The organism is Paenibacillus sp. ACRRX (genome assembly GCF_022346885.1).
Taxonomy (GTDB): domain Bacteria; phylum Bacillota; class Bacilli; order Paenibacillales; family Paenibacillaceae; genus Paenibacillus_B.
The window spans coordinates 795,614-820,244 of the sequence record NZ_JAKRNK010000001.1; the positions used below are offsets into that span (position 1 = coordinate 795,614).

Consider the following 24,631-nt stretch of genomic DNA (forward strand, 5'->3'; position numbering starts at 1 on the left):
GTTATTCTTAAAACAGAAATGGTGAGAGGAATTGTTAGGGATGAGATTTGCCGTATTGGATTTTGAGACTACGGGTAATCAACCGGGAGATGAAATTATCCAAATTGGACTCGTTATTCTCGGAGCTAATTTGCAGGTGGAACAGGAATATCATACCCTTGTGAAGCCTACAATCCCGATACCCGAATTTATTACACAATTAACGGGCATTAGCGAAGAGATGGTGAAAGAAGCACCTGATCTGGATGAAGCAATGACTGGGATGGTACCTTTATTAAATGATGTTGTGCTTGTTGGACATCATGTTGCTTTTGATTATCAGTACTTAAGACAAGCGCTAGAACATACAGGTTACCTGCCCTTTACGGGTAGAATCCTCGATACGATAGAATTGCTGCGCATTTTATTTCCTTCCTTGACTTCTTATCAGTTAGGATCGGTTGCCCAAGCATTTAATATTACCCATGAACGTCCTCATCAAGCAGACAGTGATGCACTTGCGACCGCGGATATTTTTATTCGTTGCCTACAGGCTGTAGATGATTTACCATTGCTAACGCTTCAGCGGATTGTGGACTTATTTGGTTCCGACGAGAAGGATCTGGGTTGGCTGTTATATACGAAGCTGGTAGAACGCGAGCAAGATGCGGTACGGCTCAGTGAGGAGGGGGATGTATCGGCATATCGCCAGCTTGCATTTAAGCTGGGGGAGTGGACACATGTGCTTCCACCTCGTGAGGGAATGGATCAACCTGCTTTGGAAGGAAGCTCGTTTACACAATTTCTGGACGAAGTGAAATCTAATCTGAAAGAAAGATTAAGTAATTACGAACCGCGCGAAGCTCAAGAACAGATGTTCCAAGAGGTGATGGACAGCCTTGATCATGATCGGCATCTGTTGATTGAAGCAGGAACGGGTACAGGCAAGTCGCTCGGCTACTTGCTGCCTTCCATTTATTATAGCGTTAAGCACGATAAGAAAGTGATTGTTAGCACACACACGATTAATCTGCAGGAGCAGTTAAGACAACGCGATTTGCCGCTTCTGGAGCAGATATTGCCTGTTCCATTTAAAGCCACGATTCTTAAAGGACGCAGCCACTATTTGTGTTTGAGAAAATTTGAACATAAAATAAACTATAAAGAGTTTGTGCACGTCAAGGACGATATTTTGACTGCGGCACAGATGATCGTCTGGTTAAGTCAGACGGAGCATGGCGATGATGAAGAACTGCATCTGATTCAAAAGGGGCCGGAATTCTGGGATACTGTCGCGAGTGACAGCGATTCGTGCTTGAACCGGGCTTGTCCTTGGTTTAGAAGGTGTTTCTATCACCGGGCTAAGAATGATGCCAACATGTCGGATGTTATCATTACGAATCACTCTTTGTTGTTCACTGACGTGATCGCAGAGCATCGACTGCTGCCTGCCTATGAACACCTGGTCATTGATGAAGCGCATCATTTTGAAGAGACAGCAGGGAAACATCTTGGTCTTCACTTGCAATACTTTTCACTAATTCATCCCCTTATTCGATTGTTTAAGGACAGCAAGAACGGGGCGCTTATTCTTCTACAGATGCGTTTGCGTCTGTCAGGCAACGAGAAAGCGATGATTTGGGCTGAAGGCATTGAGAAGCTGCTCACTCAGCTTGCGGATGTACGAGAAGTGTGGGATCGGATGAACGATGCATTGTTCCAACTAATGCCACCGCCTGAAGCGGGTCAGGCGGAAGCAGGGCAATCCGTACTGAGGCTGCAGTCACAATCACGGCCAGAGTCTTGGAGCGGTGTAACTGAGTTGGAAGAAGATGTGCATGTACGTTTAAGTGACATCGTTCGAACGGGTGAGAAGTTGGTCAATGAGTGGAAAGATGTTGATGATGAAGAACTGCAGGCCGTTGTTGTTGATGTTACAGGGCTATTTAAAGATTTAGCTGAAGTCAGAGATGAATTCAGGCAATTTATGAAGGGTACGGAACCTGATACTGTTTATTGGATGGAAGGTAACATGCAGTACCGTCATAAATCAATGCAGATGTACGGCGTGCCAGTTGACGTAAGCGAAGCGTTAAATCGTTATTTCTTCGAACCGAAGAAAAGCATTATTTTAACATCGGCGACATTATCTGTTGACAAGTCGTTCCAGTTCGTGGAAGAACAGATTGGTTTGAAGGAAGCTGCACGGGACGGCAGACTGCACAGCGTGATTTTACCTTCTCCATTTAATTACCGAGAACAAGCACTGGTTGTTATTCCGCGAGATTTTCCTACTGTTAAAGGTTCAGGTGACCCGCTATTTAACAGCAAGCTGGCTCAATCGATAGGGGATATTGCCAAAGTAACCCGCGGCCGCATGCTCGTACTCTTTACATCTTATCGCATGCTCAAAGATGTTTATGAACAGCTCAAAGATTCGCTAGCGCCGCATGGAATTCAAGTGCTGGGACAAGGGATGGATAGCGGCAACCGGAGTAAGCTGACTCGAAGATTTCAGGAGCAGACGTCTTCTGTGCTGCTGGGTACAAGCAGCTTCTGGGAAGGTGTAGATATTCCTGGTGATGCACTTACTTGCCTCGCTATTGTTCGATTGCCGTTCCAGCCGCCGAATCATCCGCTTGTAGAAGCGAAGTCGGATCGCCTGAAAAGACAGAAGCAAAACCCGTTTCGCAAGCTGTCTATACCGCAAGCCGTCATTCGATTTAAGCAGGGATTTGGACGTTTGGTACGTACAACTCGAGACAAAGGAATCGTCATCATTTATGATACGCGTGTAATTGAGACAAGTTATGGCAAGCATTTCTTATACTCGCTGCCAGGTCCGAAGATGGAACATATGGCGACGGATCAACTAGTGCCTCGGATCGAGACCTGGTTAGAAGATAACGAAACGATAGACAATAACAGCTAAGAACTCTACAACTGTATTTAACTATCGAGAGGGGGCTCTATCGATGAAGACGTTAAAAATATCAGAAGCAGTCGTTCGTCGACTACCGATTTACCTGCGCCATCTGTTGGAATTAAAGCAACGTGAGGTTCTGACTGTATCCTCGCAGGATCTTGGGCAGAAGCTGGATTTGAATCCGGCTCAGATTCGCAAAGATTTGGCTTATTTCGGAGATTTCGGACGCAAAGGGATCGGCTATGACGTGTCGTATTTGATTGAGCAGATCAAGCATATTCTAAAGCTGGATCAGAAAGTGCACGTTGGTTTGGTTGGTGCTGGTAAGCTAGGACATGCCTTATGTAATTACACGGTATATTTGAATGATAACATGAAGATTGTAGCCGTATTTGATGCGCAGCCTTCCAAAATAAATACGACTATTAACAATCTACGCGTTCAACCGATGGAAGAATTACAATCTACCGTGATCGAGAATCGTATCCGTATTGGGATAATTACTGTACCCGCACTGGAAGCACAGCAAGTCGCAGATCAATTCGTAGAGGCGGGAGTTGAGGCGATTTTGAACTTTGCACCTGTTATTTTAAAAGTTCCAGCGCATATCCGCGTGCATACGGCTGACTTTACGACTGATCTGTTCAGCCTGGCGTATTATTTACAAGATGATGAAGAAGGAAAGGACACGGTGACACATGACGACAACATTAATCGTACGTAATGGCTTATTTGCACAATTGCAGCCAGATGCGACTAGTTCGACTCTCAAAGGATATATGGTAGTTGAAAATGGTCGGATCATGCATATTGGTGCAGATTTGCCTGAACAATATCATCAAGCCGATGCGCAAATTATTGATGGGAACGGGCTGTTCTTTATGCCTGGTCTTGTGAACACGCATGGGCATGCTGCCATGACGCTGCTTCGTGGTTATGGCGACGATATGGTGCTTCAAAGATGGCTGGAAGAGAAAATGTGGCCTATGGAAGGAAAGTTTACGGATCAGGATGTATACTGGGGCACTGCATTGGCTGTTCTGGAAATGTTAAAGGGCGGCACGACTACCTTTGTTGATATGTACGATCATATGAATGAAGTAGCAAAGGTAAGCGAGCAGGCGGGTATCCGTGCAGCACTGATGCGTGGTGCAATCGGCTTGTGCAGTGATGAGGTACAGCAGATGAAGCTGAATGAAGCGGTCCAATTCGCGAAAGATTGGAACGGTCAGGCGGAAGGGCGCATTACGACAATGCTAGCCCCTCATGCTCCTTATACGTGTCCACCAGCGTTTATAGAGAAATTCGTACAGGCAGCGCACGATATGGATTTGATGCTGCATACACATATGTCTGAGACACGAGCGGAAGTAGAGCAGAACGTCAAAGATTATGGCCTGCGTCCAGTAGCTCATCTCGAGAAATTGGGCTTCTTTAGCCGACCGTCCTTTGTAGCTCATGGTGTTCATTTGACAGATGAAGAAATTGAAGTGCTTGCACGTCATCATGTAGGTGTATCTCATAATCCAGCTAGCAACTTGAAGCTCGCGAGTGGGATTGCAAGAGTTGTAGATCTTCAACGCGCTGGAGTTAATGTATCCCTGGGAACGGACGGTGCGGCAAGCAACAACAACTTGGATATGTTCCAGGAAATGCGACTGGCAGCAATGATTCATAAAGGGGTATCGGGCGATCCAACGGCTGTTCCTGCCGCAGAGGCGATGCGTATGGCTACGATTAATGGTGCGCGTACAATCGGACTGCAAGATGTCGGACTGCTTGAAGTGGGTATGAAGGCAGATTTTGTTGCTGTGAACATTGACCAGCCTCATTTGCTGCCACATACCGATCTTGTATCGCACATGGTGTATTCAGCTTCAGGCCAAGATGTCAAACATGTATGGATTGACGGAAAACAAGTGGTCAAGGACGGCACATGTACGACGCTTGATGAAGAACAAATTCGCTATGAAGCTTCGCAATGCTTTGAAGGCTTGCTTAGCCGATAGACGGAGGAGGCGAAGATGGCCAGAACTCGAGCGAGGCGGCACAGCCGAATGAGGTTGTGGATATTAGCCGTATCTTTTGTAATCGTTTTGTTGGGATTTCTGACTGTTCGATATTTGATGTCGGTTAACGATATTGAGCATGCGAGGGAAGCAGAGATCATTCAGCGGGCCAATAAAGCAATTGCGCTGAAAGAAATTATTCATGTAGATAAGTCTGTATGGGATACCGTTTATTATATCGTAACAGGTAAAGATCAAGCCGATGCCGAACAAATGGTATGGGTAGGTGCTAAAGATACGGACCCTGTAACTGTGATGAAGGCAGCTGACGGTGTCTCAAAGGCTCAAGTAACCGAATTGCTTCAGACGGAATATGCAGGAATTCATATTGTACGTGTTATTCCAGGTGTGAAAGCTAACGATAAGGGCGAACAGACATTTGTATGGCAGGCGCAGGTACAACGTCCAGATGAAAATGGCATTAAACGATATTTCTATCATTTTTTTGACTTCAAGTCTGGTGCTAAGCTGGATGTATATGCAATGCCTAATCAATAATACCCTAGGGGCTATGCCCCTAGGGTATTATTATTTTGGACGACGTGGTCAGGATAATTAACCTATTTCAGCTGCCACAAAGCGGGCACATTGCTTGGCTCCCAACCAATTAAAGAGGTGTGAGGCTGGCGGCACTCATACACATTGCCATTGTAGCTAACTTTTGTACCGACGGTATATGCCGTGTTAGGTGCCCAAGCCGGAACAGTAGGAGTTGCGGTCGTTGTGGCGCTAATCGCATTGCTGTCTGCGGACACATTGCCCGCTGCGTCGAACGCACGAACAGTAAACGTGTAAGTAGTGCTGGCGCTCAAGCCTGTAACGACGTAACTAGTCGTTGTGCCCGATACGGTCGCGACTAAAGTTGTTCCTTGATATACACGATAACCAGCTACGCCGACATTGTCTGTGGATGCACTCCACATTAACGGTATGCTTGTAGCCGTCGTTGTGCCCATCACATGTAAGCCAGTAGGCACAGTTGGTGCTTGAGTATCTACTGGAACTGGTGGTGTGGTGACAGTGACTGCATTGCTAGCCGCAGATACATTGCCGGCAGCATCGACAGCTTTAACAGAGAATGTATAAGCTGTGTTGGAAGTAAGTCCGTTAACGGTGTAATTTAACGTCGATCCTGACACAACAGCAACAAGAGTACTACCGTTATAGACGTTGTATCCTGTGACACCTACATTATCGGTAGACGCGTTCCAAGCCAACGATACAGAGGTAGATGTGCTGCCGGTAGAGTTAAGAGCGGCAGGAGCAGTTGGAGCTTGGGGATCAGTAGGGTTGTTGCCACCAAAGTTCACGTCAATGACATTGTAGAACGCATTTCCTGTATCCGCGATTTCCCATACTGCTAAGATGACATGATATCCCGAACGATCTGTAGGTACGTTGCACGTATCGGAGTAAGTAAATGGAGGACGCGCACCGCCATAATTCACAGAGCAGAATGGTGTAAGGTCAAAGGAAGCGCGAGTAAGGGCCGAATTAGGGTTCCAATTAGGCTTAGTAATGTAGTATTTCCAACTCGTTGTTGCATGCGCAGCTGTTAGCTTCCAATTAAAAGTAGTCTGTCCGCCGCTAATGTTGACTTTTGTCCAACGAGTAGAAGATTGCTCATCCAGCTTAGGGAATGCGCCGTTAGCGCTTGCGATCTTCCCATCCGCAGGGCCAGTGTTAGGGAAACCTTTAGGGGCTTCCAAACTTTGTGGCTCATAAATGATGGCACCGCAATCGGTGTTCTGTCCCAATTTGCATAAAGCGGCTCGGCTGGCAGGCCCCTCTATATAACCGTGTCCAAATGCTTTATCTGAAAAAAGTACCATACATATAGCAGCAATAAACATCACGCCACACGCAACAAAAAGCTTGGTCATCACTTGGTTCGGCAATCGAAGTTGATTCATATCATTAACCTCCTCTTATTTTGGCAAATGACAATCTATTAAATTCGATTTTAAGCTTCTGAAAATAGACGTTATAACCTCCTTTCATACATGTGTTCTTAAAGCGGTAACAAAAGATCTATCAGCAGCAAAGAACCCTCCTTTCTGAAGCTAGATTTATATAAACTCATATGAGCTCATATACGATGTGAGATCGGAAACATGATGTGAGTTGTCGATAAATCAGCTGGGAGTTGACGAGTCGCTAGCTTATAACTGGAGTGGTGTTCGTAAAGGATGTAGGCGGAAGAGGGAAGGTGACTTGTCCTTATCATATCTTAAATTGTGAACGTTGTGTGAACTAAAGATTTTAACAAAATTTAATACATCATCATTTTTATTAATTGATACCGTATAAACTTTGCGGCTCTAACTAATTACCACTCTCCATTTGACTGCAATAATACGTATACGCATTGCTGAATACGGATTAGAACTAAAATCTCTATAAATTTTTAGGGGGATAACCGTTTTCATTTTATGGCAGGCATAATTTTTTTATGTATGTTCTGTAAATTAAATAATTGAAGAATTTGTTCAGCTTTGCATGATTAGTCAGCGCCTTACTCCGATCTGGGCAGTAATCCATGCAGTTAGAAGCCTAAAGAGAATAAAAACCTACACGTCAAAGGATTATTGCCCTGTTCGCTGCGGCAGTAACCCTTTGACATCGAATAGGTTGAGACGCCCGACTTAGAATCTTACATCGCTTTAGGCTTGTACGGACCTAATTGCTTATCCGAGAAGCTATGACACGAGTTTTTATCCTTTAGCCACATGTTACCTTTAATAATCAAAATATAGACAGCTATTAAAAAGTATATCGTGCCGAGAATCCAATCCGTCGTACTTACCAACTGTTGTGTCACGATATGATAGATATACCAGCCCCCAATAGGCAAATGAAATACGAGAACTGCAAATAAACCGGGATTATAGAGTGTTTTGGCTTTGATATTGGCGAAGATGCCGTGCCATATGAATTGGAAAAATCCCATAAAGATAGGAGCAAGTGCAAGCCAAATTACGTTTGGAAGCAAGATAGGAAGTAGATAAAATACATAAGCGATAATCAAATTAATAATCATGGCAGATTGTGTATTCAGCGGATAGTGGTCTGGATACTCGCTCTTAAAAATAACGACATTAAACAGTCCACCGAAGTAACCGGGCCAACGATACTCTTCATATTGGTGCACAAGGATAGCTACAAAACTGAGCCACAAGATGACACTTATTTCGGACATGCTATTCCCATATACACCCAAGCCCACACATACGATAACTCCGATAAGCATACCTAGATCAGACCAGTATTTTCGCAAGAAGTTCATAGTATCGTTCTCCTCTGCATCTAGTGATTGTGGTTGTGAAAATAGCGTTCAAACAACAAATCAATCTGCTGCTCAGTTGGCCCCATATTGACGCCAGCCCCGCCTTCAAGAATAGGCCTCATTAGAGCCGGCAGGAAAATCGCGCCGAACACTTGCATGAGCATTGTCATTAGCTGATCAGGCTGTTGTTCATCCGTCATTTCAGATAATACATGTTGCACCTTGTGAAAGCCGGTAGCCTGTAGAAACTCGCCATATTCAACCTGTGAGGTAAACATCTTGGTGCCCATGGCAATCGTACGCGCCACAAGTTCCGGATACTGTTGAATAACTTGTACATAATGGAGCAGAAACGACTTGAGTCGCTGCCCTGGAGTCAAAGTCAAGTCGTCCAGTAACGCAAAAGACTCTTGAAACCCCGATAATAAATGCTTGATTACTTCATTAATAAGCTTGTCCTTCGAGCCAAAGTAATAATTAACAAGTGAAATGTTGGTATCGGATCTTGCCGCGATCTTGCGGATCGTGATGCTTTCGAAGCCGTCCTCTTTGATCATGTCGAGGGCAGCAGCTAAGATTTTAGCTTTTGTATCGTTGGTAGTGTCTGACTGGACCATAAGATACCTCCTTTTTGTGTATTAAACAACGTTTTAAAAGTTGTTTAAATTGAGTTTAGCACTCTTTTTTTAACTCTGCAATAGGAGATTTGTTGCGCCTGTAGAAAATAAAGTATTAGACTGACTCTTGAAATTGAAGAAGCGAAAGCCATGGACAAGAAAATAAAGTCCTAGACTGTCGCTTTTTCATTGAACTTACGTTATCCAATTGTTGAACATCACATTAGTCTTTTGAATAGTAGTATTGTACCGCGCTGCTTGAAAGTGTTCTTCTTAAAGATAAGCGTCCCTACAGATCAAATAAGATTGTGAGCTAATCATTTACATCTTCCTTGCATTTTTCACTAGCTAGCTGCCATAACATGCTGTTTTCTTTATTTTTCGGTCCAAGCCTATTACAATTTTCATATTTCATAATTAAGGCTTTGAGTTTCTGTATTTTTACATTAATCCTTAATAAATTTTTCAAAGGTAACTAATTAAGATGTCGTTTGTTAACTTCAATCGTAATGAACTCCGGTAAATAGCTGGGGGTACATCCTTTTGCTACTATTTCATCTTTGTAAAGTCCTGTTTTCTCTCCAATTTTAATACAACGTGCACGATTCTTTTCATCATAAACGCCTATCCAGCCTGCGGTGAAATTCATCGCCCATTGAACTTCCGGTTCTTCCTTCGTAATATTGGCTTCTAATGTAGATAGTAAGTCTGCGGTGTTATTAGGCGGTGCTTGTCCAGTCCATCTCAATCGCGCTTGATAATACCAGAAAGCCCGCCTTTGAAGAGCAGAAGGACTATTTTCCCATGACTCCATCAATGCAATTGTCTTTTTGTCTTTGGTGAGCTGATTAGCCATTAACCAATCCATTAAGTTATTTCGCTCATCAAAAGTATGAGTCTGCATATCCTTATCAAGCTTATTTAGAACTTCTAGTGAAAGAAGTTTTTTATCCATAATTAAGATTGCTAAAAGTCTAGGCAAAAACTCTTCGGTTGACCAAAGTTCCATAGCTAGTTCGTGATCCTTTTTAATGTCCTTTGCGATTTTTCGTAAGTCGCCTAGCTTCGTTTTACTATTGATCAGAGGTAGAATGTTTTCTGCCTTTGAAGAACGTTTTATTTCTGTACCTTTATTTTCATTCATTTTATACAACTCCTTTATTAAAGCACTGTGTCATAGTATGTCCTCAGATTCGACTATTCCGAACAAAATTCCTTCTTAATAACAATATTCCCGTATAATGGGGATTATCCTCATCGCACTTTTATCTGTGTAATCTGCAAAGCAAATACAGCCAAATAAAAAAGATACGAAATCATCTCTGACGAGATCATCCGTATCCTTGTGATTAGCTTTTTTAGCTCAATTCTATTACCCACATTCCTCTTCGTTCATACAGTTAAACTGCCATTCAATACCATATTTATCGACCAAGCTGCCGTAGCTTTTACTCCAAAACGTTTCTTGCAGCTCCATGCGTACAGAACCGCCTTCTTTTAATTTGTTGAAGTACGATTTAAGTTGGTCTTCTTCAGGAGAAACAAGTGCAAGACTTATATTGTTTCCTTCAACAAAGGGCATGTCAGGGAAAACATCGGAAAACATGACGTTGCTTCCATTGATGGAGAGTCTTGTATGCATGATGAGAGGCTTTGCTGCTTCTGGTAGCGGATATTCTGGATTAGGAGGTGCTTCACCAAAGGTCATGAATTGCGGTTGCTCCGTCTCAAATACATCTGCATAGAATGTTACGGCTTCTCGACAGTTTCCATTAAAATTAATATACACATCTACTGACATCTACATCGCTCCTTTGTTGGTTGCTTTCATTCTGGTAATGAAAGCATGTCCACCTGATATTATGTCATCATACCTGATTAAGTATACTACAAATCATTACGATATAGGGAAGGGTACGGCGTTGAAATATAAAATTTTAAGTATCTGCACACGTGATATTTGTTTTCGTCATTGATAATGAGAACGATTATCATTTATAATGATATGATGGCGCGGTTCTTGCTATACAGCGTCAATGCTAGCTAAGGAGTTGAATCGAAACGATGCGAATAAGCGATCAACTCGTTTTATGGAATCATGCATCCATTACGATATTGGATATTCGTTGTATATCGATGAACATAAACGAGGGGCTTCATTCCTATCGGCTGCCCGCCAGCGGATTCTTGTATGCGGTGCGAGGAAGCGCTGAGTTAGAATTGGATGGGATCAAACATCAGGTGAATCGATTTCATATCATGCACGGGGGAAAGGGTTGTCGTGTTGATATTTATCCGATAGGAGAGTCCTTTGACTACTATATTATATATTATAAGGCGTTAATTCCATTGCCGATGCGGAATGACATCGCTGTATTAATGGATCGTAACAATCCCTTTCAACTGCAATATGGATTTGCGCCACAATATCCCGCTTCACTACTCAGCAAGGTGAAGGAGATGCATCAGGCTTGGGAAGATCAAGGCTCACTTGAGCGATTTCATGTCAAATCGTTATTTTATCAATTTGTATACGAACTGGTTTGGCAGCTTCAAAATAACCAGATTCCTACGATTAAAGCAGATGTAGTCGCGCAAGCTTGCCACTATTTGCAGCAGCACTATGCAGAGACTATTACACTGGAACTGCTGGCAGAGCTGTTGGATTGCAGCCCGCGACATTTATCCAGGCTGTTTAAGCGTGATGTTGGCACAAGTCCAATTGATTATGTGATTCAGATTCGGATGAATAAAGCAAAAGAACTTCTGCTAATGACGGATGCTAACCTACAAGAGATTGCAGAAAGCGTTGGTTATCCCGAGAGTTATTATTTTGCTAAGATGTTTAAAAAATATGTTGGAACTGCACCAATACGCTATCGCTCGGAACAGAGAGGAAAAACAAGAAGGCTTCATATGACATCGGGTATGTCGCGATATGGTATTGTTGAAAAAAGAGTCTCCCCTTATATTGATGTTAATAATCATTCTCAATTAAAAGGAGAGACAAACGTACTTATGTATTCAAGCGGCAAATCATCTATAGCTATTATGTTGTTGTTGTGCTTGACGTTGTTGCTAAGTGCCTGTTCTACAGGAACAACAGGCGGGGCTGCAAACGGCGGTACACAGAATCAAACCAATCAAGCTCCTTCGACAGCCAGCACGGGCCAAGAAGGAAGCAGCAGTACAAGCAGCAAGCAAGCGGTGGGGACGCAGGCAAAGACCAAGATCGTATCTACTGTCAAAGGTGATGTGGAAATACCCGTCAATCCCAAACGAGTTGTAGTCCTGTATTTGCTTGGTGATGTGCTGGCCTTAGGTATAGAACCTGTAGGGATTTCGGATGTCTATGAAGGGGCTGCGTTCGAAAGCAAATTAGCAGGTATTCAGAAGTTGGGCGAATGGTTTAAACCGAGCCCAGAAGCAGTACTTGCACTTGATCCAGATCTAATTATTGTGCCTTCGGAAGAGACCTATGCAACGTTGAATCAGATTGCACCGACCGTCTATATTCCATACGAAGAGATGAAGCTTGATGACCGTCTGAAGCAGCTTGGCGAGGTACTGGGCAAAGGGGAAGAGTTTCAGGAGCTGCTGAATAATTTCTATGCCAAGGTAGAACAAAGCAAAGAGAAATTAAAGCAAGCTGGCATCTATGATAAGACCGTGTCCATTATGGAAGGCGGCAAGGGTAATATGGGTGTGATCTCGGCAAAGAATTATGGACGTGGTTCGCAAGTGATCTATGAATATTTGGGAATGAAAGCGCCGAGTGTGCTGCAGTCCAAGATAGAATCAGAGCGAAAAGAAGGAACATTAGAAACCGTTTCGTTTGAAGTATTACATAAATACGCTGGTGATTATATATTCCGTTCCGCATACGATGGCATGGTGGATCTATCCGAGAATAAGATCTGGAATAGCATCCCTGCCGTTAAAGAAGGGCGATTAATCGACATTAGCTTTGGCTTGTCCTACTACAATGATATTTATTCGCTGGATAAACAGCTTGATTTTATCGTGGATAGTTTATTAGCTACAGTAAAGTAAAATGTATATTAGGAGAGGCATCTGACCATTAGTCGGGTGCCTCTCCTTTCTGTTCCCCGAGATGCTGGCAGCGAAATAGCCATCTAGGGCGTATCTTGCTGGACCACGCTGCATCGATACGTAAACCAGTACAAGCCGTCTCTCAGGTCCATGGGCCTGAGAGGCGGCTTGTCTTCGAATGTGCTCTTAACCTAACGATCTGTACATGCAGACATTGCTAACGCTTATAAACTTGACGATACCGCGAAGGGGTTATGCGCTCGAACCTTTTAAAAGTTTTAATAAAATAGCTAGGTTCGCTGAATCCCAATTCATTGCTAATTTGAGAAATGGGCAAATCTGTCGACTCCAATATATGTTTGGCCCACTCCATCTTTAACCTCGGCATAAACACCGAAAAATTTTCGCCGGTCTCTTTCGTAAACATGCGGCTGAAATAACTAGCGCTGACATGGCAAAGTGCTGCCATATCTGTCAACTTTACGTTCTCATTTTTGTGCGTATACATATAATCAAACGCCGGCTGCAGCATCACGTTGGTGGACTTCTTCTTATTTAGTGACATTTGGCCAATCTGACTATCAATCAAGGTGTGCTCCAACTCATTTTTGATCGTTACCATACTGCGGTACGAATGTCCAGCAAGTGCATCGGCTGCAGGCGAGTCGTTTACTAACGTATGACGGTACATCTCAATGGTTGAATTTTTCAGAACAGCTTCTTCTACAATGTAATTGCAAAGATGGTACAGCATCTCCGAAATTGTGTTCACTTCTTCATAGGTCAGTACGGGAAGCGAGCTGTATTCTTGTTCCAGACTGAGGAATTTGTGATGAGAATCGGCATTGGATGGTCTGGTTACGATTTGTTCTAATTCTGTAGGATTGTTCTGCAATTTTACTTGCCCTGCCATAATGGCACCCATGTATTGATTGTTGACAATAATCGGGATCGCGATATCAACGATACTAAAATGACAAAGGTAAATATAAGGCTTATTTAAGCGTACAGCCTCTAAGCCGCCTCTGGCATCACACTTTTGGCAGTACTGTGATAGCGTCTCATCTTTACGGACCGCTTGACAGAAGCTTTGACAATGACTATGCCCTGTGACAGGCACACCTTTATAATCGGTTGTAATGATCGCCATTTTGGTAACCAACGACAGCGAATCTTGCAGCTTTTGCCACTTTTCCATATCTATGATATTATCCAGATGAAAATGAGAACTCATGGTGGTTTGCTCCTTTGTTACGCGTTGTGCCATTATAACATAATAATCGGATCAGAGGACAAGATAGTACCATTTTGGCAGAAGAGGATAAAATAATACGATGGAATAACGCTTTATTTTGCAGGAATAGTCCAATGATCTTCTCATGTATCGTCTCTATAATGGAGATACAAGAATACAGAGGAGGATGACGCATATGAGAAAAGCGTTTATAAGTCCAGCCAAATATGTACAAGGTGAAAATGAACTATTTAACCTAGGGTATTTTATTAAGACGTTTGGTGATTCAGCCTTGCTAATTGCGCATGCTGACGATGTACAACGTGTAAAGCAGAAGCTTGAACATACAATGAAGACCTATAATGTTACTATAGTTGAGAGCGGTTTCAATGGGGAGTGCTCACGTCAAGAAGTTAAGCGTTTGCAGCAGCTTGCAATTGAGCATAACTGTTCCTGTACGATTGGTTTAGGTGGAGGGAAAGCGATTGATACGGCAAAATGTGTGGCTGCAGGCGAGGCGTTGATTATCGTACCTACGATTGCGGCGACAGATGCACCGACAAGTCACTCTGCCGTTCTGTACTCTCCAGAAGGTGAATTTGACGACTACGCTTATTTCAAACAAAGTCCAAGCGTCGTTATGATCGACACGACTGTCATCGCAAATGCGCCAACACGCTTTTTGGTTGCGGGTATGGGGGATGCGTTGTCCACGTACTTTGAGGCTCGAGCAACGGCTAATTCTTATTCGAACGTAAATGCCGGGCTGCCGTGTGGTTCGAGCACAGGAGTAGGTCCTGCGAAGGGGACAAAGGCGGCTTTTGCCCTTGCTAAGCTGTGTTATGAGACGCTGCTGGAAGATGGTGCTAAGGCGAAAATAGCCTGTGATGCCAACCTAGTTACGCCGGCGCTTGAAAATATTATCGAGACCAATATTCTCTTGTCTGGTCTAGGATTTGAGAGCGGCGGTCTGGCTGCTGCGCATGCGATTCACAATGGTTTAACATCGCTTGAAGGCACCCATTCTTATTATCATGGAGAGAAAGTGGCCTTTACGACATTGGTGCAATTGGTGCTCGAAAATGCGAGTTCAGCCGAGATCAATCAAGTGCTGCAGTTCTGTCTCAGCGTTGGTTTGCCGATCTGTCTGGCAGATATCGGCGTAACGAGTGTGACGGACGATGAACTGCGGGATGTAGCCCGCAAAGCTTGCATACCGGAAGAATCGATTCATTCCATGCCATTCCCGGTTAATGAAGAGCAAGTAGTGGCTGCGATTCGGGTAGCGGATCAGTTGGGACAGCAATTTAAACAAAAAGGGTGAGTACTTTGAAAAAGATCATCAATCAGCCGGAAACACTTGTGCGGGAAATGTGTAGTGGACTTGTGCTTGCACACCCTGAACTGGAGTTTAATAGTAAATATAAAATTGTTCAGAAAAAAGAAATCAATCGTAATAAAGTAACGCTAATTAGCGGTGGAGGCAGTGGGCACGAGCCAGCGCACGCCGGATTTGTTGGAGCGGGGATGCTGGATGTAGCAGTTTGCGGCGATGTATTTGCTTCTCCATCCCAGATTCAGGTGTATCAAGCGATCAAAGCATCTGCCAGCAAACAAGGCACCTTGCTGATCATCAAAAATTACAGTGGCGACATTATGAACTTCAAAAATGCGGCCCATCTTGCAGGTGAAGATGGAATCGTTGTGGATTATGTCAAAGTAGATGATGACATCGCAGTCGAAGACAGCTTGTATACAGTGGGTCGTAGAGGTGTCGCAGGAACCGTACTCGTGCATAAAATTGCCGGTGCGGCAGCTGAAGAGGGTAAATCTTTGGCTGATGTGAAGCAGATTGCCCAGAAGGCTATTGATCATACACGCAGTATCGGATTTGCACTGACTTCGTGTACCGTTCCTGCTAAAGGGACGCCAACATTTGAACTAAACGACAATGAGATCGAATACGGTGTTGGAATTCATGGCGAGCCAGGCATTCGCAGAGAACAAAATGTATCCGCGGATGAATTGGCAAAGAAGATGGTGACCGATCTGTTCCGTGATATGAACATTGGCGACAGCTCTGAGATCGCGGTGCTGGTTAACGGTTTTGGCGGATCACCGCTGCAAGAATTGTATTTGCTGGCTAACGCGGTTGTTAGAGAGATAAACAATCACCAAGTAAGCATTGTAAAAGTGTTTGTTGGTAACTACATGACGAGTATCGATATGGCGGGCGCATCAGTGTCGATTATTCGGCTGGATGAACAGCTGAAACACTATTTGGGAGCTAGCTGTAATACGCCAGCGATTCAAATAGCGGGGCCGTTCAGCCCGCCTCGTGTAGAAGAAGTATATACGGTCACAGTAGAGAAGGAAAACGTATCTTATCGTTGTGAAACGGATCAGAAGTATGCCAAGACGGAGCAGGATACGTTCACGCTGCACAATCTTATCTACCTGACAGACAAGATGAGTGAGATTATTATCGAAAATGAAGTTCCATTCTGTGAATTGGATTCGCACGCAGGCGACGGCGACTTCGGCATGAGTGTCGCTAAAGGATTTAAGCAGCTGAAGCGAGAATGGCATGAGCTGACAGAACATCACGTAGGAAGCATCGGCGACTTCCTGAATGCTTGCTCGCTGATTATTATGGAGCATTGCGGGGGAGCATCAGGCCCGATTTGGGGCTCTGCATTCCGAGCTGCAAGTAAATATGCTGGCAACAAGAACGTCTTGTCCGTTGCTGAATTTGCACACATGATGGCTGCCGTGGTGAAGGGAATTCAAGATACAGGGGAACGTTCATTTGGACGTGGAGCTGTAGTGGGAGATAAGACGTTGATAGATGCTTTGGCTCCATTTGCAGAGGCATGGGAGCGCAGCGCAGTTGACGGCGACAATCTCAAGACTGCAGCGGTAAAAGCTGCAGAAGCAGCCGTACAAGGCGCAAAACATACAGAGTCGATCGTAGCCCGGATGGGCAGAGCGGGAACAGTGGGTGAACGTAGTCTGGGATATCCAGATGCGGGAGCATATGCCTTGGGTGTAATCTTCACGAAGCTTGCGCAAGTGATCGAATAGGTCATTGAGGAAGCCAGCAAAGTGATAAATACATTTGTTTGGATCCAATTGATATAAATGATGAAACCGGAGCGTAAGCCTTACAATGGTCATACCACTGTCAAGTAGACAGAATTAAAAAGTCGGCGTCAAGCAGCAACCGTTTCCCGGTATTCAACCGGCGAACGGTTGCTTCATTTTTTTCTGAAGTCGTCTTTGTTATAGGATGAAATATAAGATTGTACCTGCCGCTTTTAAGTCCATCTCAACAGATGTCCTTTTTACATTGTCTCCATAAGAGGGTAATGCCAATGAGCTGACTTTTCGAGGGTCCAAACTGCCCATAATTTTTATGTAACTCACTTGGATCAAACCGAGTAGATTTTCCATCCTTAAAGCTTATGTAATTCGACCGAATGAAATCGGTTACGATCCCGTTTCAGCCGTTCAACGATACCGCTGTTTCCCCGGTTAGGAGAGGTCTACAACAAATAAGACCTCATCCTCAGCCTCGGGAATCGATGATGCATGATCAGCCGCTTCCTCGCTGCACAAATGGTATTATTGGAGCCATCTGCAGCAACCAACCAGTATATGCTGGGACCATGTAATTTTTTTCGGTTGGCCTAATCTTGGAGTGTTCCAATCGACGCTCGCTCATGGCATGCGGTAATTTGCTACAATAAGCGTTGGTATATTATTTTTTTCGATTATTTCGATTTACGCTACGAGATCCACTGCCTTGACCATGTTGAGGCCACCACTGCCCATCCTGACCGCCGCCTTGACCATGTTGAGGCCACCACTGCCCCCCCTGACCACTGCCTTGACCATGTTGAGGCCACCACTGCCCCCCCTGACCGCTGCCTTGACCATGTTGAGGCCACCACTGCCCCCCCTGACCGCTACCTTGACCATGTTGAGGCCAATGCGATCCACCGCCATGACCACCGCCATGACCACCGCCATGACTACCGCTTTGTCCTGTACTAGAAGGCATGCTCGGATAAGGTCCTTGAGCCTGGCTAATTTGAGTAACATCAATAAAAGACTGTGTCCCATTAGGATACAGCACTATCATTGATTTATTAGCGGGATCTACGCTTTTGACGAAAGCAACGATCTGTTGACCATTAATAGTAAATATCCCCCATAAATTAACAAAATTACTAACTTCATTAGTGGTCGCGAAATGTGGTTGTAACGGTCTCATCGAACGATGAGAAGGATGTTTGGACAAGTAAGATCTCTCCTTAAGATTGAGTTTTTTTACATCATATGTGCATACGTACTCGTTGGAATGGGCATTGTTCCTCTAAGATATTTTTCCAATGGTCATACCCCATCGCTATCAAGCTAAGTTTATACAAAGTAAATTTTACGCGAGATAGTTTCTTTTATCTAAAGGGCGAGTGTAGGAGATTGAACATGCACAGTAACACCTTCGATAGCTCTTGGGTGTTTATTGAATAGTTTGGAATAGAAGAGGAGAATACTTCATTGAAGGGAGTTCATTAACGTCTCCATATCTATCTGCATATACTCTGTACCATTTTTAATTCTTCCATTTTGAATATAATCAGGGTTAGGATTATTTTGATAAACACATGTATTTGACTTGATACGAGAGAGATAGTAGGCTTCTTTATCTTGTATATATTGAAGGATTTATATATGAAAATAACCTAAATCTAGGATACATATATTATTCGCTGTCACAGTTGGTGCAGACAGAGAGCCGTAAGTGCGGAGCTCTTATCAGCAATGGGGGCGAATGGGGATAATACCAATATCGCTTCGGTTTTTTAGTATAGGACGAGTATTCGAGATCAAATAAGGTTTACAGTGGATGCGTATAGTAATCCTGTGTATGTACCGCTTGGAAGCCAACGGATTGATATAATCCTAAAGCGTGGTCGTTTTGCGTTTGGACTTCCAAGTGAATCGAATAACCAGCTGCAGCTTGCTCCTTTATAACTCGGCGTAGCACTTTTCTACCAATACCTTTGCCTTGGTGCTCAGGTAATATGGAAAAGCCATAAATCCAAGCTTGTCCATCTTCTTGACTGATGCGTATTTTTCCTACTGTCTTTTTATCTACAACAATCATAAATATTTCACTATCTAAACAGCTATTAACATGACTCTCCATCGTCAAGGCATCTACTTCATCCAGTCCAAAAGCCGTAACCGACAAGTGCACACGCAAATCAAAGTCACTCGGCAGTGCTGGCCGCAGCATAATCCCTTCTACTTCTTCCACACGTCTTATCTGCCATACCATTTGATGTTCTGATAATGCATATTCAGCTCCACTTTTTTGTAAAAATGCTTTGGCAGAATCCGAGCCAGCAGGTGCGTTTAAGAGCATTTTGTTATAACCTAGGTGCCTGGAAGCGGCTACTCCTTGCATGAGCAAATGACGGAAATATCCCTTGCGTCGTTCATCTGGCTTAACCATGCCGCATACTTCAACGGTGGAGCCAAAAGGATATAAAGCTAAAAAGGCTACAAGCTTGTTATTCTCATAGTGAAGAAAATCCATTTGATTATTTCCACGGTCTCTGAGCATCTCCCAATTTAGTTTCAGCTCCACCTGATCAAAAGCTTCGCACTCTTTTTGCAGTAGTTTAATATCTTGTAATTGTTGGGTCGTTAGCATCGTATTCTCCTTTATGATTAAAATATTAATAAATGGAAATGAGTTCATTTTATAAATAAGAGAATTCGATAAAATCTAGTTATTCTCCTCTCCTTGTCAACATAAATAGACACAGCTTTGAACAAGATGTTCGCAGCTGTGCCTTTATGTTGACGTTATTTATTATATTTAATAGCGATGAAGTATCATTTGTGTCTTAAGTTCGTCAATGGGAAGGAACCAGCCTTGTTGTATCAGTTCTTGTTGGAGTTGGCTTCTTAATGTCGAGGCTTCAGCATGCGTGTCTGTCTTGAAGGAAGCTTCCACCACGTAGTCATATCCGACGCCGCTTTCTTTGATTATTTTCCACACTTCAATGTACAGCTTGATTCCGTTCCATTTTCCTGTCCATCGCTTGGCATCTACAGGTCCAAATTTGTCTGCGGCAGCAAGATGGTTTGTACCCCAGTTGCTTGATGTCCAGTTTTTGAACTTGCCAGGTGCATTACTAATAGTCAATGTGCGTGAATCCGCCTTGCTTGGCAGTTCCATGCCGTTGTATCCACTCTTACTCACTTTTTTATCGTTGCTGAAGCTGAGTGTCTGTTTGGAGTATCCCCAATCTACTTGTGCTTCATAGCTATCTTCGTTTGCATCAAAGCCATCTAGAGCAGCTTGGGCGAGTGCACCTTGAATATTACCATTGGTAATCGGATAACGTTTTTTGTAAGTGAGTTCGAACTCCTTATCCTTAGATCCTTCTTTTTTACGAAGCCTTACGTTCCAACCCTGCTCATCAAGCTGAAGCTGATCTGTGTCCATGTATTGCACACTCATTTTTGTCTTGCTGCTGGGCATTGCGAATTTGTTAAGTACGGTGCTGTTCAGGTTGTAATCTGCATTAAGCACGAGACTCGGATCGAGGAACAGCTTCACTTCATAGTTAGGCGTGGCAGGAAGCGGTGAAGCGGTAGTTGCAGAAGTGCCCATGGGGCTAAGGCTCAGGACAAAAAGAGATACGGCAAGAGCAAGCATAAGCAGTGCGGGGCGCTTACGTACTACTTGATTCATTGGGTCATTCCCCTTTCCATAAGGTGGTGTATTGGTGAGGTGTACAGGATGTTGCATGAAGTGGGTGGTCAGCTCCGAGTATGGGGAGACAGAGGAGGTACGACACTATTCTGTCTTGAGAAGCGGTCGGTGCTGAGAGGTATCTCTTTACGTCTAACGTTACCGTATGTATATCAACGGAAGGTCAACGTCATGCAAAGATTTTGTGAATCACTATATTATTAGTTGTGGGGGCGTGTTGATACTTATACTGCCGGCAAGTGAAAGTCCAGATATCCAAGTCGCGGTCACGGATAGTTCGTTCCGTAATGCGGGTCTATTTTTGCATGAGGGACTGCCTTACTTCTCTGGATTTCCCTCGTTCCCATTCGGATATGCCGCGATAATGGCAGGAGATTGGGTCTTTCATGTAGAGCTGAATTCAGCATCGCCTATGGATGTAATAAAGAAAATGCCAACAAAATCTGTTATGCTGATTCTTGGTACCCGCCTAATACGGAGTATATTGATGCGATAAATCATTATCCGACGGAATATTTCCAACGAGTGGCTCGTTTTATGGAGAAGTACATAGGGAATCAATAGAGTTAGCTAAAGCAAGCCATTTATGGGAGATCAAATCTGTTATCTACGAATGACGACGTCAGCTTACCTATTTCACATACGCGAAAGGAGAAGTCCAAATGCGAACTCTAAAATGGATAGGGAAATGGCTATTAACTATTTTTCTGACATTATACGGGTTACTGTTAATTCTAGGGATCTTATTTACATTTGGGATATGGTACTTTGAAAACTACTTCAACTGATCGAGTGAATAGGATAGGAAAACTGTGGACTTCTGTAGCGTTATTATATAAGCCAGGAACGTCATTGCATGCGCTGCAAGAAATCGTCCAGCGGGTGTTATGTTAAGTTAAATATGTAAAGTTAGGATTCGGAAGGATGAGTTGATGTTTTCATATAATGCGCTGCCCGAACCTATTCGGAAACGTATTGCGGATAAGACCGCAGAACTGGTGGATGACTGCTTTTTTCAAACCTATCATTTACATGAGGACCCTTATCTTGTGCTGCAATGGTGTGTGGCCTCCTATATGGACTCAAATAAAGGTTACAAAGTCAGTCTGGGTCCTTACTATGTGGGGGTAATCGGTAATGAGGATAAGGAAGCAAGCCTAAGAAGGGTTCTAACAAGACTGTATTATATAACGGAAATGGTGACGAAAGCAGATGAACTGCAGCGATTGGTGCTGCTGGCCAGAATTCACAGTGTTACTGTGGTAGCTGATACTCAGGTTGAGAGCCCATATATTGCTGCCATTCGTACTGCTCCGAGATATGATTTTTATAACACGAGAATTGTGGTGAAAGTGGCACGGCATGATACGGAGCGTTTGCGTGAGCTAGTGGCAGGAAACTACAGGGGCGAGCTCTTACATGGGGTGTTGTACGCTCTATTGGGCTATAAGGGAAATGAGGAGTACAGATTTACTCGCTGGCTTAGCGGACTTGGTCTCTATACAGGCCCTGAGGCCGTATATGTGATTAATGGCTGGAAGCAGTTCTTTATGGAGGAAACGGTCAACGGTACCCGTTATTTGTTTGGCATTCCACACTCCAGCGTGCCTGCTAATAACAAGTTGTTTACACGCAGAGCGCTTAACCTGAAAAGTGGACAGTTGGTCCGCGAGGGGAGCATGGAGGATATTCGTATTTTTGTTCAAATGCTGAACTTGTACTTGGGAGAAGCTGTGACCACTTGGGCCCTCTCTAATGGGAGAGTAGTGAAGGAAAGGGATAGCTCAGCGATGTATACGTCAGCAGATGTAAATGGACAGCGGCTGCGAATTGTGTTGCCAGCAGACGTTCATTCGACATGGGTTGTACGGCACAAAGGTGAGACTCGCAGTCTTGAGCTTCCGCACACATTTCCGCAGTTAGGCACAATTCTATTCCTGATCGTGCTGTATGGAAGTGGATTGCTGGATACGACCAAAGGGCTAGGCGAGCAGTTCATCCAAATGAAATGGAAGGTACACCCGGAGAACCTGATGAAGGGCGTAGGCCTGTTTGTAGATAACAACGGAACAAGGCTAGTACAGGCGAGCATCGAGGGCATAACTTATCTGGGGATGGATCGATACAAGTCTACACAATGGTACATTTTGAATCTGTCGGACCGGAAGTTTGTTCCTATAGAGGATGAGCGACACAATCGCATTGTGGGGGTCTTGCAGAATCTCACAGTGAATCGCAGCAACTAATAATGTAATAAAAGAGTGAGTGCGAGGAATTAGGCCTACGATGCTGCACTAATCGTCGAAGTGGAATTAACCGGGACAACTCATGTTATTACTTATTCGGGTGACGGTCTCAAAGTCACTGAAGCTCAGGTGAAGAAGCAGATAATAGGAAATCCATAATTCAATTCCTGCACATTTGGAACGTGTACAAAGAGTTTGCTATGAGAGGTTGACCAGAATAGAGAAGACACTGCTGCAAAAGTGTCTTCTCTTTTTTGTTATTTAAGAGATGATCCATCTTTTTATCGGCCGGACTAAGCATAAATACTGATGTTTGAACTACTGTCATGCAGCGCTTTGGTAAGTTATTAATGTGGCTTCCCATTTTGGACTGCTTAAAAATGATATTTATGGATATATATAACCAATCCAACTGTTGCTATACTAGCAGGGTACTCCGACAAGTCTAACAAGTAGAGTTGGTTTTTCAATTTACGTTTCACGTTCAACTCCTATTTTGTGTCCGTAGAAAAAGGAGGATGACGAATATATAAGCTTTGATATTAGACTTTAACTTTGACTAGCCTTCAAATAGGATGTTATCCGGTCAAAGATAATCGAGTAGTCACTCTAATACGACGGTGTGCAGAAAAACAAATAAAAATGAGAAATGAGAAGGGAGAAAGGATATGGAGAATTTAATCGAAAAAAATCTCGAAACGGTCAGACGACAGATGGAACTGGCTTGCCAAGTATCAGAACGCAAAATAGAAGAAGTAAAATTGCTGCTGGCGACCAAAACGGTACCGATAGAAAAACTGGGAATGGCCATGCAGGCGGGTGAAACTTTGTTCGGAGAAAATAAAGCTCAGGAGCTGCGGAGCAAGTTTCCGCTTATGCAGCAATACGAACAGGTGGAATGGCATTTTATTGGCCACTTGCAAACGAATAAGGTTAAGGATGTTGTCAAATATGTAACGCTCATCCATTCAGTAGACCGCTTGAAACTGGGCCAGGCATTGCATCAGCAGCTACTGAAAGAAAACAGAGCTATGGATATTTTAATACAAATCAACACGTCATACGAGGAAAGCAAATTTGGAGCAGCGCCGGAAGCTGCATTGGAACTGGTAGAACAATTGTCTCAATTTGAAACACTGAACATCAAAGGTTTGATGACGATCGGAAAGCTGGGCGCGAACAGTGACGAGACACGGCATTGCTTCCGACTATTAAAGCAAATTCAAATGCAAATACAGGAGAGGCAGATTCCGCGAGTAGACATGGGTATTCTCTCCATGGGGATGTCCGGAGATTTTAGGGTGGCAATTGAAGAAGGGGCGACTATCATTCGTGTGGGGACAAACGTATTTGGACAGCGTTATTTGCCGGACGGGTATTACTGGAATGAACATGTACATGAGGATGATTAGAGGAGAGAAAGGA

General features: G+C 43.8%; 19 protein-coding genes and 1 pseudogene. 10 read left to right on the plus strand and 10 right to left on the minus strand.

Features of this window, described 5'->3' with window-relative positions; all coding sequences use genetic code 11:
* Positions 1-40 precede the first annotated feature (40 nt).
* The 4 genes from dinG to MH117_RS03615 are packed head-to-tail and all read left to right on the plus strand — an operon-like array spanning position 41 to position 5,472.
* Complete coding sequence (dinG, locus tag MH117_RS03600) at positions 41-2,911, plus strand: ATP-dependent DNA helicase DinG (protein WP_239327264.1); 2,871 nt, start codon at positions 41-43, stop codon at positions 2,909-2,911.
* 43 nt (positions 2,912-2,954) lie between these two features.
* Positions 2,955-3,629 carry a redox-sensing transcriptional repressor Rex gene (locus tag MH117_RS03605; RefSeq protein WP_239327265.1) on the plus strand — a complete coding sequence of 225 codons (675 nt, stop codon included), beginning with the start codon at positions 2,955-2,957 and terminating at the stop codon, positions 3,627-3,629.
* A complete protein-coding gene (locus MH117_RS03610) occupies positions 3,604-4,914 on the plus strand; it encodes an amidohydrolase (protein ID WP_239327266.1) in 1,311 nt (436 codons plus the stop codon). The genes MH117_RS03605 and MH117_RS03610 overlap by 26 nt, the downstream gene beginning before the upstream one ends.
* A 15-nt stretch (positions 4,915-4,929) precedes the next feature.
* Positions 4,930-5,472, plus strand: a complete 543-nt coding sequence (locus MH117_RS03615; RefSeq protein ID WP_239327267.1) for a cell wall elongation regulator TseB-like domain-containing protein — start codon at positions 4,930-4,932, stop codon at positions 5,470-5,472.
* A 62-nt stretch (positions 5,473-5,534) separates the two neighbouring features.
* Here the strand turns inward: MH117_RS03615 and MH117_RS03620 are convergent, their stop codons facing one another.
* The 5 genes from MH117_RS03620 to MH117_RS03640 form a co-directional block, all read right to left on the minus strand.
* Positions 5,535-6,887 carry a lytic polysaccharide monooxygenase gene (locus MH117_RS03620; protein WP_239327268.1) on the minus strand — a complete coding sequence of 451 codons (1,353 nt, stop codon included), beginning with the start codon at positions 6,885-6,887 and terminating at the stop codon, positions 5,535-5,537.
* Positions 6,888-7,627: 740 nt separating this feature from the next.
* A complete protein-coding gene (locus MH117_RS03625; protein ID WP_239327269.1) occupies positions 7,628-8,260 on the minus strand; it encodes an HXXEE domain-containing protein in 633 nt (210 codons plus the stop codon).
* Between the two features lie 20 nt (positions 8,261-8,280).
* Entirely contained in the window at positions 8,281-8,877 is a 597-nt protein-coding gene (locus MH117_RS03630) for a TetR/AcrR family transcriptional regulator (protein WP_239327270.1), read from the minus strand.
* Between the two features lie 475 nt (positions 8,878-9,352).
* Positions 9,353-10,021, minus strand: a complete 669-nt coding sequence (locus MH117_RS03635) for a DNA alkylation repair protein (RefSeq protein WP_239327271.1) — start codon at positions 10,019-10,021, stop codon at positions 9,353-9,355.
* Between the two features lie 228 nt (positions 10,022-10,249).
* On the minus strand, positions 10,250-10,678 hold the full coding sequence (locus MH117_RS03640) for a VOC family protein (protein ID WP_239327272.1): 429 nt from the start codon (positions 10,676-10,678) through the stop codon (positions 10,250-10,252).
* Between the two features lie 263 nt (positions 10,679-10,941).
* On the opposite strand from MH117_RS03640, the gene MH117_RS03645 reads away from it, so the two are divergent.
* A complete protein-coding gene (locus MH117_RS03645; RefSeq protein WP_239327273.1) occupies positions 10,942-12,930 on the plus strand; it encodes an AraC family transcriptional regulator in 1,989 nt (662 codons plus the stop codon).
* Between the two features lie 217 nt (positions 12,931-13,147).
* Here MH117_RS03645 and MH117_RS03650 read toward each other — a convergent pair whose 3' ends face one another.
* Positions 13,148-14,164 (minus strand): PocR ligand-binding domain-containing protein, encoded by a 1,017-nt coding sequence (locus MH117_RS03650; RefSeq protein WP_239327274.1) that lies wholly within the window; start codon positions 14,162-14,164, stop codon positions 13,148-13,150.
* Between the two features lie 196 nt (positions 14,165-14,360).
* On the opposite strand from MH117_RS03650, the gene MH117_RS03655 reads away from it, so the two are divergent.
* Together MH117_RS03655 and dhaK are read left to right on the plus strand one after the other, a co-directional pair.
* The gene (locus MH117_RS03655; protein ID WP_239327275.1) at positions 14,361-15,488 is read left to right on the plus strand and encodes a glycerol dehydrogenase; all 1,128 of its coding nucleotides are present in this window, start codon (positions 14,361-14,363) and stop codon (positions 15,486-15,488) included.
* A gap of 5 nt (positions 15,489-15,493) precedes the next feature.
* On the plus strand, positions 15,494-17,248 hold the full coding sequence (dhaK, locus tag MH117_RS03660) for a dihydroxyacetone kinase subunit DhaK (protein WP_239327276.1): 1,755 nt from the start codon (positions 15,494-15,496) through the stop codon (positions 17,246-17,248).
* Between the two features lie 676 nt (positions 17,249-17,924).
* Here dhaK and MH117_RS03665 read toward each other — a convergent pair.
* The 4 genes and pseudogenes from MH117_RS03665 to MH117_RS03680 form a co-directional block, all read right to left on the minus strand.
* Complete coding sequence (locus MH117_RS03665; protein ID WP_239327277.1) at positions 17,925-18,467, minus strand: hypothetical protein; 543 nt, start codon at positions 18,465-18,467, stop codon at positions 17,925-17,927.
* A 260-nt stretch (positions 18,468-18,727) separates the two neighbouring features.
* Positions 18,728-18,976: pseudogene (locus tag MH117_RS03670) on the minus strand (transposase); the annotation flags it as partial.
* Positions 18,977-19,067: 91 nt separating this feature from the next.
* Positions 19,068-19,889: a GNAT family N-acetyltransferase gene (locus MH117_RS03675; protein ID WP_239327278.1), complete on the minus strand. Its 822-nt coding sequence runs from the start codon at positions 19,887-19,889 to the stop codon at positions 19,068-19,070.
* 168 nt (positions 19,890-20,057) lie between these two features.
* On the minus strand, positions 20,058-20,939 hold the full coding sequence (locus MH117_RS03680; RefSeq protein ID WP_239327279.1) for a hypothetical protein: 882 nt from the start codon (positions 20,937-20,939) through the stop codon (positions 20,058-20,060).
* A gap of 205 nt (positions 20,940-21,144) precedes the next feature.
* Here MH117_RS03680 and MH117_RS03685 point away from each other — a divergent pair, with 205 nt between their 5' ends.
* The 3 genes from MH117_RS03685 to MH117_RS03695 all read left to right on the plus strand — a co-directional run bounded on the left by MH117_RS03685 (position 21,145) and on the right by MH117_RS03695 (position 24,618).
* A complete protein-coding gene (locus MH117_RS03685; protein WP_239327280.1) occupies positions 21,145-21,456 on the plus strand; it encodes a hypothetical protein in 312 nt (103 codons plus the stop codon).
* A 436-nt stretch (positions 21,457-21,892) separates the two neighbouring features.
* Positions 21,893-23,206, plus strand: coding sequence for a hypothetical protein (locus MH117_RS03690; RefSeq protein ID WP_239327281.1), 1,314 nt, complete (start codon positions 21,893-21,895; stop codon positions 23,204-23,206).
* Positions 23,207-23,874: 668 nt separating this feature from the next.
* Entirely contained in the window at positions 23,875-24,618 is a 744-nt protein-coding gene (locus tag MH117_RS03695; protein WP_239327282.1) for a YggS family pyridoxal phosphate-dependent enzyme, read from the plus strand.
* Positions 24,619-24,631: the final 13 nt, after the last annotated feature.